Origin of the sequence: Microvirga mediterraneensis (assembly GCF_013520865.1) — a bacterium.
GTDB lineage: Bacteria > Pseudomonadota > Alphaproteobacteria > Rhizobiales > Beijerinckiaceae > Microvirga > Microvirga mediterraneensis.
Window position 1 is genome coordinate 2527418 of record NZ_JACDXJ010000001.1, and the last position, 11686, is coordinate 2539103.

11 protein-coding genes are annotated in these 11686 nt (G+C 60.9%); 6 read left to right on the top strand and 5 right to left on the bottom strand.

The window, feature by feature from the left end:
* Positions 1 to 19: 19 nt before the first annotated feature.
* Genes H0S73_RS11945 through argH form a run of 3 tightly spaced genes read right to left on the bottom strand, consistent with a single transcriptional unit; the run spans position 20 to position 3146 of the window.
* Positions 20 to 784, bottom strand: coding sequence for an amino acid ABC transporter ATP-binding protein (locus tag H0S73_RS11945; protein WP_181052367.1), 765 nt, complete (start codon positions 782 to 784; stop codon positions 20 to 22).
* A 3-nt stretch (positions 785 to 787) separates the two neighbouring features.
* Entirely contained in the window at positions 788 to 1663 is an 876-nt protein-coding gene (locus H0S73_RS11950) for an amino acid ABC transporter permease (protein WP_202049960.1), read from the bottom strand.
* A gap of 58 nt (positions 1664 to 1721) precedes the next feature.
* Positions 1722 to 3146, bottom strand: coding sequence for an argininosuccinate lyase (gene argH / locus H0S73_RS11955; protein ID WP_181052369.1), 1425 nt, complete (start codon positions 3144 to 3146; stop codon positions 1722 to 1724).
* 125 nt (positions 3147 to 3271) lie between these two features.
* Between argH and H0S73_RS11960 the strand changes: the two genes are divergently transcribed.
* Positions 3272 to 4165 (top strand): LysR substrate-binding domain-containing protein, encoded by an 894-nt coding sequence (locus H0S73_RS11960; protein WP_181052370.1) that lies wholly within the window; start codon positions 3272 to 3274, stop codon positions 4163 to 4165.
* A 182-nt stretch (positions 4166 to 4347) separates the two neighbouring features.
* Here the strand turns inward: H0S73_RS11960 and H0S73_RS11965 are convergent, their stop codons facing one another.
* Complete coding sequence (locus H0S73_RS11965; protein ID WP_181052371.1) at positions 4348 to 5358, bottom strand: YeiH family protein; 1011 nt, start codon at positions 5356 to 5358, stop codon at positions 4348 to 4350.
* Positions 5359 to 5461: 103 nt separating this feature from the next.
* Here H0S73_RS11965 and H0S73_RS11970 point away from each other — a divergent pair, with 103 nt between their 5' ends.
* Complete coding sequence (locus H0S73_RS11970) at positions 5462 to 6355, top strand: LysR family transcriptional regulator (protein WP_246388845.1); 894 nt, start codon at positions 5462 to 5464, stop codon at positions 6353 to 6355.
* 189 nt (positions 6356 to 6544) lie between these two features.
* Here the strand turns inward: H0S73_RS11970 and pdxR are convergent, their stop codons facing one another.
* On the bottom strand, positions 6545 to 8026 hold the full coding sequence (pdxR, locus tag H0S73_RS11975) for a MocR-like pyridoxine biosynthesis transcription factor PdxR (protein WP_181052373.1): 1482 nt from the start codon (positions 8024 to 8026) through the stop codon (positions 6545 to 6547).
* A gap of 154 nt (positions 8027 to 8180) precedes the next feature.
* On the opposite strand from pdxR, the gene H0S73_RS11980 reads away from it, so the two are divergent.
* The 4 genes from H0S73_RS11980 to H0S73_RS11995 all read left to right on the top strand — a co-directional run bounded on the left by H0S73_RS11980 (position 8181) and on the right by H0S73_RS11995 (position 11686).
* Positions 8181 to 9194 carry a TRAP transporter substrate-binding protein gene (locus H0S73_RS11980; protein ID WP_181052374.1) on the top strand — a complete coding sequence of 338 codons (1014 nt, stop codon included), beginning with the start codon at positions 8181 to 8183 and terminating at the stop codon, positions 9192 to 9194.
* A 70-nt stretch (positions 9195 to 9264) separates the two neighbouring features.
* On the top strand, positions 9265 to 9813 hold the full coding sequence (locus H0S73_RS11985; protein ID WP_181052375.1) for a TRAP transporter small permease: 549 nt from the start codon (positions 9265 to 9267) through the stop codon (positions 9811 to 9813).
* 35 nt (positions 9814 to 9848) lie between these two features.
* Entirely contained in the window at positions 9849 to 11189 is a 1341-nt protein-coding gene (locus tag H0S73_RS11990) for a TRAP transporter large permease (protein WP_181052376.1), read from the top strand.
* Positions 11190 to 11311: 122 nt separating this feature from the next.
* Positions 11312 to 11686, top strand: coding sequence for a nuclear transport factor 2 family protein (locus tag H0S73_RS11995; RefSeq protein ID WP_343058452.1), 375 nt, complete (start codon positions 11312 to 11314; stop codon positions 11684 to 11686).

Sequence of the window (11686 nt, forward strand, 5' to 3'; positions counted from 1 at the left end):
CTTTCCTGGGGAACATTCATCAAGCGAGTACTGCCGCGATGAAATCGCGCGTTCTCTGTTGTTTCGGGTGCACCAGCACCTCCTGCGGCGAGCCCCGTTCCACAATGGCCCCCCGATCCATGAAAACGACTTCGTTCGCGACCTCGCGCGCAAATCCAAGCTCATGGGTCACGACGATCATTGTCATGCCCGAACGGGCCAGATCCTTCATGACGGCCAGAACCTCGCCGACCAGCTCCGGGTCGAGCGCCGAGGTCGGCTCGTCGAACAGCATCAGCTTGGGCTTCATGGCGAGCGCGCGTGCGATCGCCACGCGCTGCTGCTGGCCGCCGGAGAGTTCCGACGGATAGGCGTCGCGCTTCGCCGAAAGCCCCACGCGCTCCAGGAGCGCCGTGGCTTCGTCGATGGCTTCGCCGCGGCGGCGCTTCTGCACGGTGACCGGGCCTTCGATGATGTTCTCAAGGGCCGTCATGTGCTGGAACAGATTGAACCGCTGGAAGACCATGCCGCTCGTGAGCCGCTGGCGGGCGATCTCCGCGTCGGTCAGCTCATAGAGCTTGTCGCCGACGCGCCGGTAGCCGATGAGTTCGCCATCGACCCAGATGGCGCCGGAATCGATCCGCTCCAGTTGGTTGATGCAGCGAAGGAGCGTGCTCTTGCCCGACCCCGAGGGGCCCACGATGCAGAGCACCTGACCGGCGGGAATGTCGATCGAAACACCGTCGAGGGCCTGAACGGAGCCGAATGTTTTGCGCACATCGGCTGCAACGACGATAGGCATCATGGCTCAGACCTCCACCGCCGGGCGCGCGGCGGGACGAGACCGACGGCCTGAGCCCTTCGCGAAATAACGTTCAAGGAAATGCTGGCCGATGCTCAGGATCGTCACGATGATCAGATACCAGCCTGCGGAGACGATCAAAAGCTCGATCACCCGTGCATTGGCATAATAGACCGTCTGCGCGTTGCGCAACACCTCGGCGAAACCGATCACGCTGGCGATGGACGTGAGCTTCACCATGCTGATCACTTCATTGCCGACCGGCGGAATGATCACGCGCATGGCCTGCGGAAGAACGATGCGGCGCAGGGTCGTCAGGCGTGTCATGCCGATGGCCTTGGCGGCCTCCGTCTGGCCCGCATCGACCGACAGGATGCCGGAGCGCACGACCTCCGCCGTATAGGCGCCCTGGTTGATGCCGAGGCCGAGCAGCGTCGCCACGAACGGGGTCATCACATCGACCATGCGCGCCTCGAACAATCCGGGGATGCCGATGCGCGGAAACACGAGAGCGAGGTTGAACCAGATCAGAAGCTGAAGAAGAAGCGGGGTGCCGCGAAAGAACCAGATGTAGAAGACAGCGATGCCCTTCAGGACGGGATTGGGCGACATCACCATGATGGCGAACAGGACGCCGAGCGCGATGCCCAGGGCCATGGCGCAGACCGTCATGATGATCGTGTTCCCGAGACCGCTGATGATGGATTGGGCCGTGAAGAACTGCCCGACCACCGCCCAGTCTATCTGACCCTCGGCGAATGCCTTTATCACGTAGGCGAACGCCGCGAGGATCAGGGCGCTGGCGATCCAGCGCCCATAATGGCGGCGCGGAACATGAGTGAGATGGGCGATGGAAGGATCGAAGCGCTCGACCTTCTCCATCCCGATCGAGGAGGATGCGGTGGTGCTATTCATTCCGGTTTTCTCCGTTCATCCCTGTTCAGATCCGCGGACCGTCATAGCGCATCGCCCATTCGCGCTGCTTATCAAAATCCGAGCGTAGGCGGGCAAGCTGCTCGGCGACCCGGACGGGGGCGGTCCCCCCATAGCCATCACGGGCTTTGACGGCCGCATCGGGCGTCAGGCTGGACATGAGGCCTGCCTTCAGGCGCGGATCGACACTCGCCATATCCTCTTCGCCCAGATCCTCCAATCCGATATTGCGGTCCTCGCAGTAGCGAACCAAATGGCCTGTGATCTCATGTGCCTCCGAGAATGGAACGCCTTGGCGAGCAAGCCAGTCTGCCACTTCGGTTGCAAGCGTGAATCCATCCGTTGCCTGACGGCGCAATTCGCCCGTATTGACCCGCATCGTCCGAACCATCCCGGCCATGGCCGGAAGCACGAGAGCCAGAGTGTCGACGGCCTCGAATGCGGCGCGCTTGTCTTCCACGAGATCGCGATTATAGGCGAAGGGCAACCCCTTCAGTGCCGTCAGCATCGCACCGACGCCGCCGATGAGGCGCGCTGCACGGCCACGCGTCAGCTCCGCGATGTCGGCGTTCTTTTTCTGCGGCATGATGGAGGAGCCCGTCGCATAGGCATCGTCGAGCGCGACCCAGCGAAACTGGCGCGAGGACCAGAGGAAAATCTCCTCGGCCAAACGAGACAGGTTCACGCCGATCATGGCGGCGACGAAAAGGAACTCTGTTACGTGGTCGCGGCTGCCGACCGCATCGATGGAGTTTTCACAAGGAGCATCGTAACCGAGCTCACGGGCCGAGAATTCGGGCGACTTGGCAATGGCTGACCCCGCAAGCGCCGCAGCCCCGAGAGGGGATCGCGACGCGCGACGGTCCCAATCCTGCAGACGGTCGATGTCACGGGAGAAACCCTGCGCATGAGCAAGGAGCTGGTGCGCGAAGCTCACCGGCTGCGCGGGCTGAAGATGGGTGAAGCCCGGGGCTATGGTCCCAAGGTGCTGCTCGGCCTGAAGGGAAAGGGCTTCCTGCAGGCTCAGCAGGTCTATGACGATGCGCCGGGCCTGATCCCGAAGATAGAGTTTAAGGTCGTTGGCCGCCTGATCATTGCGCGAGCGTCCGGCTCGGAGCTTGCCGCCCAGAGGCCCGAGCCGTTCGGTGAGCGCGCGCTCCAGAAAGGTGTGCACGTCCTCGTCCTGCTCGGAGGGAACGAGGGTTCCGGCGGCGATCTCGATCTGAAGAGCCGCAAGGGCCGCCGTAATCGTCTCGCATTCGTCCTGTGTGAGCAGCCCGGCCCTTGCAAGCTCCCGCGCGTGGGAGAACGAGGCCGCGAGATCATATGCAGCCAGGCGGAAATGGCTGGCATCGGAGCGCGAGAGAGCCATGAGCTCCGGAGCCGGACCTGAGCGGAAGCGTGAGGCCCACAGAACGTTCGTAGATGTCATGCCGGTTTCCTTTTTCTTTGGTGTCCCAAGGGAACTTGCGGCTGGCAAATGAAAAATCGTCGCTTTGGTATTCTATTTTGGAATAGAAGGATCGTTGCTCCGCTTTCCTCTCCGTGCATAGGCCCATGACGATCCAGCAGCTCCCCGGCTCCCTGACCGCCCTTCGCGTCCTCCTTGCCGTGGCCGAACACGGCACGGCGTCTGCGGCTGCCGCGGCGGTCAACCTGACCCAGAGCGCTGTGAGTAAGCATTTGCGCGGGCTGGAGGATACCTTGGGGATTTCCCTGTTCGCCCGCAGCAGCCGTGGTCTCGTACCGACGGAGGCCGGGCGGATCTATGTGAAACATGTTCGCCATGCTCTCGCAGCGCTTGAGGCGGGCAGCGCACATGTCTCTGCCCTCAAGGCCTCGCCCTGGTCCGTGAGACTCCATGTGCTGCCGATCATCGGGGATCGTTGGCTCGTGCCGCGCTTCTCACGGTTCGCGGAACTCCATCCCAAGATCGATGTGCAGTTCACGACTTTCGTGACGGCCGACACGGTGGAAGCGGCCGATGGGGTGTTCCGGTTCGGAGAGGGCGAATGGCCGGGGCATCGGGGCGACTATCTGTTCGGCCGCGATGTCGCTCTGGTTGGCGCTCCATCCTTCATTGCACGCCTGGGCGGGATCGAGACGGCGGGGGATGTGCGCCGCTACACGGTGCTCGATCATTTCCAGACGCCCCTGCGCTGGAGTGAGTTCGCAGATGCGCATGGGCTCGACGCTTTCACACCCGTCCACACGATTCGATTCGGGTTCTATTCGCTGGTCATTCGAGCGGCGATCTCGGGGCAAGGCCTCGCGCTGGTTCCGCGCCGCCTTGTGCAGGAGGAACTCGAGACCGGGCGCTTGGTCAATCCGGCCCGGCTCGGATTCAAAAGCCGTAACGCCTATTGGTTCACGACGCCCGAGGATCGCGCCCCGCGGCCCGGTCTGGAGGCGTTTCGGAAATGGCTGCTGGACGAGGTGCAGGCGTCCTGATGGCGGGCGCCGATCCTGATCTCGCTGAGAACAAAGGCAACAGGGCCTGAAGCATTTTCTCGGCGAAGTGGATTCGGTTCGCCCGCAAAATGTGGATCAGCAAAGACGGAAGATCCTTCCACGCGAGTGGAAACAGCGCTCACCGTCGATTGGCATTGGTAGGCTCCCTTCCAATAGTGAAGCTATGTCATTCCGAGCAGATGAATGAGGCCGAGGCTGATCGCCAGGAGAGTGATTAGCGACAGGGTCACGGCGAGCGTCACCCGTCCGCCGACGCGGCCAAGTACCTTCAGGTCCACGCCGAGCCCCAGCGCCGCCATGGAGATGACGGTGAGCATCGTCGCCAGCGGCATGATGGCCTTGAGCACCATATCGGGGATCAAGCCCGCCGAGCGCAGGGCCGCTAGCCCTAGAAACCCGATGATGAACCAGGGCACGAAACGGCTGAGCGAAAAGCCGGTTCGGCTCGCGCCGTTGCGCCCCATGGCGAGCGAGAGCCCGATCACCACGGGGCCGAGCATGAGGACCCGCACCAGCTTCACCAGGGTGCCGAGCTGGGTGCTCACCATGCCGACCGGCAGTGTGGCGGCGAGCACCTGCGGCACCGCATAAACCGTCAGGCCCGCCAGTACGCCGTACTGGGTCTCCGAGAGGCCAAGGACTGGCACGAGCAGGGGCAGGCCGAGCACTACGATCACCCCGAGGATCGCCGTGAAGGCGATCGAGGAGGCGACGTCCTCCGCCCTCGCGCCGATCACCGGCGCCACCGCCGCGATGGCAGAGTTCCCGCAGATGGAATTGCCGCAGGCGACCAGCACGGCCATGCGCTTGGGCAAATGCAGGAGCCGGCAGAGGCCGTAGCTCGCTCCGATCGCAACGGCTACCACTACGGCGATGCCGAGGATGAGGCCGAAACCGGCCTGCATCACGGCCTGGAAGCTGATTGAGGCGCCGAGCAGCATCACGGCGACTTCAAGCAGCGGCTTGGCCGAGAAGTTGATGCCGGGCGCGAACCGGCTGCCTGGGGTCCAGGCTGTGCGGATCATCGTTCCAAGGAGGATGGCGATCACAAGAGCTTCAAGATAGGGGCGTCCGGTCCAGATCTCCTCCAGATGCTGGAGCCCTACGGCTGCGAACGAAACGGCTGCGCTGAGGGCAACTCCCGGGAGCAGGCGCACCAACAAGCTATCCATTCGATCTCCGGGTCCTCGACCAATGCCTGGCACTCACTTGCTCTCTTGCTAAGTATAACGCAAATACATAATTTTCATGTGTCGATGAATTTTGGTTATGGTAATGAACCTCCATCTGCTCAGACTCTTCTCTGCGGTTGCAAGGCACCGGGGTTTCTCCCTGGCTGCCGAGGCGCTCCATATCAGTCAGCCTGCAGTGTCGAAGGGCGTTCGCGAGCTTGAAGGGCAGCTAGGGACCGCCTTGTTGGAGCGCGGCCCAGGCGGTGTGCGCTTGACGGAATCCGGCGAGATCCTGATGGGGTATGCCCAGTCCTTGTTTGCCGTTGAGCAGGCGGCCGAGGAAGCGATGGACGCCTTGCGCGGCCTGCACCGGGGTACTCTGCGCATCGGGGCGTCGACAACGATTGCAACCTACGTCCTTCCGCCCATTCTGAGCTCATTCGCCAAAAGCTACCCGGCTATCGAGCTTCGCTTGACGAGCGCCAACACAGCCAGCATCGCCGATTTGCTGGTGAGCCGTGAACTCGACGTCGCCATGGTCGAGGGCCCGATCAACACGGATGAGCTCATGGTGAGCCCCTGGCGCAATGACGAACTGGTCTTCATCGTTTCACCGGCACATCCTCTCGCCTCGCGTCCGGAAGGCGTTTCGCTCGAAGAGCTCGCGGGCGAAGCCATCGTTCTGCGCGAGCCTGGCTCAGGAACGCGCGATGTCGCATGGGAGGCTCTGCAGTCTTCCGGGATAGCGCTGGGGCGGATCCTCGAAGTAAGCAGCAACGAGGCGATCGCACAGGTCGTCGCGGCGGGGTTCGGGATCGGGATCGTGTCCTCCGCTGTTGTGGCCGATCAGATCGAACTCGGCCGTGTGGTGAGACTTGAGGTCGGTGAACGGACGATCCGGAGAACGTTGTCGCGCCTCTTCCTGCCCGGCCGCCAGCCAAGCCCTGCAGCAATCGCCTTCGATCGGTTGCTCGATGACGCGCGAACCGAGGGTTGAGCCCGATAGCGATCAACGCCATCGGCGCGCGCTTCAGAATATGGCTCAAGTCGTCTGGTTGGTTTAAGCTTTGTTCTCAGCATGCGGCTTGCCGAACGATGCTGCCCGAGCGAGGATCCCGCTCAATCTCGCCATTGTATTTCTTCGGGCTTAAACGACTTCTGTCGAGGTGAGTGTTCTCTACACCTCTCAGGCGACGATCAGATCGTGCATTCTCTTTCGCGTGAGATGAACGCCCTCCTGAATCCTGTTTGTCGGGATCGAGGAGTAAGCCATTCGAAAGAAGCGACAGGTTTGTTCCGTTCCGGCAAAGAAGGGTGATCCCGATTCGATCAGGACACCATCGTTCCTCAGCTCGCGAGATAACAGATCGGCATCAGTGCCTTCAGGGCCTTCAATCCAGAAGGATGTTCCGCCAAAGCTCGATTGCCCCGCAATCCTCATGCCCTCGGCTTCAAGGGCGGCAGCCATGACTTGATAGCGTTTTTGATACTCGCTGCGCATTCGGCCAACCACGGCATCGTAGTAGCCCAAGGCCAGAAAATAGGCGGCAGTCCGTTGCAAGTGCCCTGGCGGATGCCGAAGCATCAGGGCTCTGAGAGCCCTGGCCTCTCTGATAACCGCCGGTGGCGCGACAAGATATCCAAGGCGCAGGCCGGGAAAGAGCGACTTCGAGAAGCTGCCGACATAAAGCACGCGCCCGCGTCGGTCGAGCGATCGCAAGGCGGGCGAGGGCGGCGCCAGGAAGTTCATTTCGAATTCGTAATCGTCCTCGATGACGATGAAGTCCCGCTGCTCTGCCAGTTCGAGAAGCCTCTGACGCCTCTGCATCGGCATCCGCACTCCCGTCGGCGAGTGATGGCTGGGTGTTACCACCACGACATTGGCGTTCTCTGGGAGAGCATCGGGCGGCAGCCCGGCCTCATCGACATCAATGGTCGTGACCTTTGCTCCGCTGAGCCTGAGCGCCGCATAGATGTCAGGGTGGCAGGGGTTCTCGCAAACTGCGTGCGAGCCTCCCTTCAGAAGGAGCTGGATGGCAATCCAAATCGCGTTCTGAGCACCCACCGTCACGAGAACTTCATCGTGTCCCGCCTCGATGCCCCTGCGGGGAAGAGTTCGCGAGCAGATATAGCTGACAAGTTGCAGGTCATCAGCAGAAGCAAAATCACCCGCCATGAACTCGAAGTCGGTTCGTGCGAGGGCACGACGTGTGCAATCGCGCCAGGCGGCGAGATCGAACAGTGACAAGTCGACTTGGCCGTACAGGAATGGATACGGATAGCGCCTCCAATCGAGGGGCTTGCGAATAGTCTTTGCGACAGAGAACTTCGATTGAAGGCGCGCTTCCCAATCGAGCTTGCCATCGAAGCTGGAAGATCCGGTCGATTGCAGCCGTCCCACCGGAGCGCGGTCGGAAACCGCATAGACGCTTCGTGCCGAGGCGATCACGTATCCCTGGGCACTCAGCTCCTGGTAGGCCATCGTGACTGTGATCCGCGAGATCTTCAGATAATCGGCGAGCCTCCGTGTCGACGGCAGGCGCATGCCGGGAACAAGCCGGCCGGCGAGAATGCCGGATACAACAGTCTCACGGATCTGGGCCTGCAAGCCGCCCCGGCGAGACTTGTCGACGAAGAAGATCGCTTCTGATATCGACCGATTGAGCATTGTTGTAACTTATCGATATCTGGACTTATTCAAGAGCCTATCTGGCTATACAAGACCCCAAGAGCCCGGTCCATCCTCCTCAGATGCGTAGAAGGCAGGCGATAGAGCCAGCCCGCGCTCTGGCCACAACGGCCGTTTTGACCCGGAGGAAATCATGAAAGCCGCTACCAGACTCAAAGCCTTCTCCTGCGCCCTTGCTACGGTTGCCGTCATGGCCGCATCGCCGGCCCTGGCCAAGACGTTCAAAATCGCTGTCGGCGACGGTGCCGGCGGAACGCAGCACGAACTCGGAAAAGCCTTCATCAGTGCCCTGGAAGCGAAGACGGGCAAGAAGCATACCGCAACTCTGTTTCTCAACGGTCAGCTCGGCTCGGAGGAAGACACGGTCAACAACGCGGCGACCGGCACGCTCGACATGTCGATCCTCGCCATCAACAACGTGACGCCTTTCTCGCCGACCGTCGGAACCCTGACGCTTCCTTATGTCATTCTCAGTCTTGAGGATGCGGAGAAGCTCACGCAGGGGCCGATTGGGCAGGAACTGGTCGAGAACACCGTCCGCGACGCCGGCGTGCGCATTATCGGGTGGGCCTATTCAGGTTTCCGGGTGCTGACCAATTCCAAGCGCCCGGTCGAGTCCGTTGCCGACCTCAAGGGTCTGGTCGTCCGCGTTCCCAAGAACGAGATCATGATCGAGACCTACAAGGCCTGGGGTATCAATCCGACACCGATGGCCTGGTCCGAAACGTTCTCCGCCCTGCAGCAAAAAGTGGTCGACGGTCAGGACAACCCATACATCACCGTGCACTCGATGAAGTTCGACGAGGTTCAGAAGTACATCACCAACATTCGGTACATCTTCTCGATCGAGCCCTTGATCATTTCGGAAGCCGTTTTCCAGGATCTCTCGGAGCAGGACCGGAAAGCCGTCCTGGAAGCAGGGAAAGAGGCGACGAAGCACAGCGCTCAGTTCCTGCGAGCCAAGGAGAATGCGATCAAGGCTGAGCTCACAGCCCGAGGCATGAAAATCAGCGAACCGGCTGGAGGGGAGGCCGAGTTCATTTCCCTGGCCACCAAGACCGTGTGGCCGAAGTTCTACGACAGCGTCGGCGGCGCCGCCAAGGTGAACGCCGTGCTCAAGGCGCTCGGCCGCGACACAATTCAATAAATCCAACCGACATCAGCATCGAAACGGTTTCAGGAGGGCGGGTTCGCGCCCTCCAACGGGGAATTGTGCCATGAGCCGCATCCGAAATTTCATCGACAACATTGAGAGCTATGTCTGCCGGACTTTGCTCGCAACCTTCGTCGGCCTCCTGTTCACTCAGATCGTAGCCCGCCAGATCTTCGAGCATTCGATCTCCTGGATCGAAGAACTCTCGGTCATCCTGTTCGTATGGTTTGCTTTCTTCGGTGCCAGTTACGCGGCGAAATTGAACGCTCACAACCGAGTGACTTTTCACCTGAAGATGCTTCCCGGAAACGGCGCGAAATATGTGGAAGCGTTCGCAGATCTGTTCTGGATCGCCTTCAATTTGTACTTCGTCTATCTCTCGATCGAGTTCATCTTCAAGCGCATGAACAAGTTCTGGAAGGCCCAAACCTTGGGCATTGAAATGAAGTACTTTTATCTGGTTCTCCCAATCGCGTTCAGTCTCATGGCCTTTCGGGTTGCCCAGGTCCACTACCGACAGCTGGTGAAGGGCGTAAAGATCAAAGACCCGGATGCGATCGATGTCGCAGAACTGAAGACCCAAAGTCCCGCGAGCATCAGCTCGGCCGCGTAGGCGGATCCCATACGCCAGCCCGGGAGGAATTCACCATGGAAACCACGATCACGCTCATCCTGTTCGGCACTTTTGCGCTGCTTCTATTCATTGGAGCGCCCATCACGGTGGCGCTCGGCATTTCGGCCCTCGTATCATTTCTCTATATCGGAGAAAATCCGATCCAATTCGTGCAGATCGCGTTCACGTCCGTCGGTTCGTTTCCGCTGATGGCGTTGCCTGCGTTCATCCTCGCGGGAGCACTGATGGAGGCTGCCGGAATCTCCCGGCGCCTGATCACGGTTGCTGAGAGTCTGGCCGGTCCGTTCACGGGTGGAATGGGCGCGGCCACGGTCATCGCCTGCCTGTTCTTCGGTGCGATTTCGGGCTCCGGCCCCGCGACCACCGCTGCCGTGGGAATGCTGATGATCCCGGCCATGGCAAAGCGCGGATACAACCGCGGCTATGCGTCGTCCCTTACCGCGGCCGCCGGCGGTCTAGGCATCGTCATTCCGCCTTCGATCCCCATGGTCATCTTCGGCATCTCGGCCCTCGGCTTCGCCGCGCCGCCTGAAGCCATCGAGAAGTTCGGCCAGTTCGGATCCGTCTCGATTTCGAAGCTCTTCATCGCAGGCTTCATTCCGGGGGCGCTCGTGGCCGCAAGTCTGCTCACGCTCAATTACTTCATGAGCGCTCGCAAGGGCTATACCGGGTCGAATGAAAACTGGAGCGCCAGGAACGTCGCGAGCGCGGTATATCAGGGGTTCTGGGCCTTGCTGGCGCCCTTCATCATCCTCGGGGGTATCTATACGGGTTGGTTCACGCCCACGGAGGCAGCAATCGTCGCAATCTTCTACACTCTGGTCGTGGGCACTTTCATCTACCGCGAGCTGACGTGGCGTGATCTTTTCGGCGCATTGGAAACGACAACTTGGCTGACCGGCCGGGTCCTCCTCATCCTCTTTACCGCGACCGTGTTCGGCCGTCTCCTCGTGGCCAATCGTATTCCGGCCCTCATCGCCGAGAGCACTCTGGCACTGACGCACGACATCTTCCTCATCTGGGCGCTGTTCATCGGCTTCCTTCTCTTCGTCGGCATGTTCATGGAGACTTTGGCGGCAATCATGATCCTCGTGCCGGTCATGCTTCCCGTCGCCTACAGCGTCGGCATCGATCCGACCCATTTCGGAATCGTCATGATCTGCACCCTGGCCGTCGGCTTCCAGACACCTCCCCTCGGCGAGAACCTGTTCATTGCGTCAGGCATCTCGAATGTCTCACTGGAGGAGATTGCCCTGAAAGCAATCCCGTTCGCCGCCGCTAACACCTTGGCCATAGCAGTCATCGCGGCATTCCCGCAGCTTTCTCTCTGGCTGCCCCGGATGTTCGGTTACTGACCCGACTGATTTCTTCCACATCGCTCTTCCGCTCTGACGGCGTTCTCACCGACGACAGGGCAACGACCAGCTGCGCCTGAACCTGCGGCACATGAAAGGACTGTTTCATGAGTAAACCATCAATCACGGAGAAAGATCTCGCCGATCTTTTCGATGCATTCAACCGGCACGATGTTGAAGCCATCATGGCCTATTTCGCCGATGATTGCGTCTTCGACGCGGTCGCCGGTCCGGAGGTCTATGGCGCCCGCTTCATCGGCGCCGAGGCGATCTCCCAGGCATTCTCCGGAGTATGGGCCGCGATGCCGGATGCACGTTGGGAACATCACGGGCATCTGGTGCACGGGGACAGGGCTGTCTGCGAGTGGACGTTCACCGGGACGAACAAGGACGGCACCCGGGTCGAGGCTCAGGGAGCGGATCTGTTCCGGCTGCGAGATGGCCGCATCGTTCATAAGCAGGCATTCCGCAAGAATCGCCCGCTGCTCCGCGGCTAA

What these genes read in the sequence shown, in the direction of transcription:
- H0S73_RS11945 (WP_181052367.1), bottom strand. Translation starts at nt 784, where the DNA reads ATGATGCCTATCGTCGTTGCAGCCGATGTGCGCAAAACATTCGGCTCC.
- H0S73_RS11950 (WP_202049960.1), bottom strand. Translation starts at nt 1,663, where the DNA reads ATGGAGAAGGTCGAGCGCTTCGATCCTTCCATCGCCCATCTCACTCAT.
- argH (WP_181052369.1), bottom strand. Translation starts at nt 3,146, where the DNA reads ATGACATCTACGAACGTTCTGTGGGCCTCACGCTTCCGCTCAGGTCCG.
- H0S73_RS11960 (WP_181052370.1), top strand. Translation starts at nt 3,272, where the DNA reads ATGACGATCCAGCAGCTCCCCGGCTCCCTGACCGCCCTTCGCGTCCTC.
- H0S73_RS11965 (WP_181052371.1), bottom strand. Translation starts at nt 5,358, where the DNA reads ATGGATAGCTTGTTGGTGCGCCTGCTCCCGGGAGTTGCCCTCAGCGCA.
- H0S73_RS11970 (WP_246388845.1), top strand. Translation starts at nt 5,462, where the DNA reads ATGAACCTCCATCTGCTCAGACTCTTCTCTGCGGTTGCAAGGCACCGG.
- pdxR (WP_181052373.1), bottom strand. Translation starts at nt 8,026, where the DNA reads ATGCTCAATCGGTCGATATCAGAAGCGATCTTCTTCGTCGACAAGTCT.
- H0S73_RS11980 (WP_181052374.1), top strand. Translation starts at nt 8,181, where the DNA reads ATGAAAGCCGCTACCAGACTCAAAGCCTTCTCCTGCGCCCTTGCTACG.
- H0S73_RS11985 (WP_181052375.1), top strand. Translation starts at nt 9,265, where the DNA reads ATGAGCCGCATCCGAAATTTCATCGACAACATTGAGAGCTATGTCTGC.
- H0S73_RS11990 (WP_181052376.1), top strand. Translation starts at nt 9,849, where the DNA reads ATGGAAACCACGATCACGCTCATCCTGTTCGGCACTTTTGCGCTGCTT.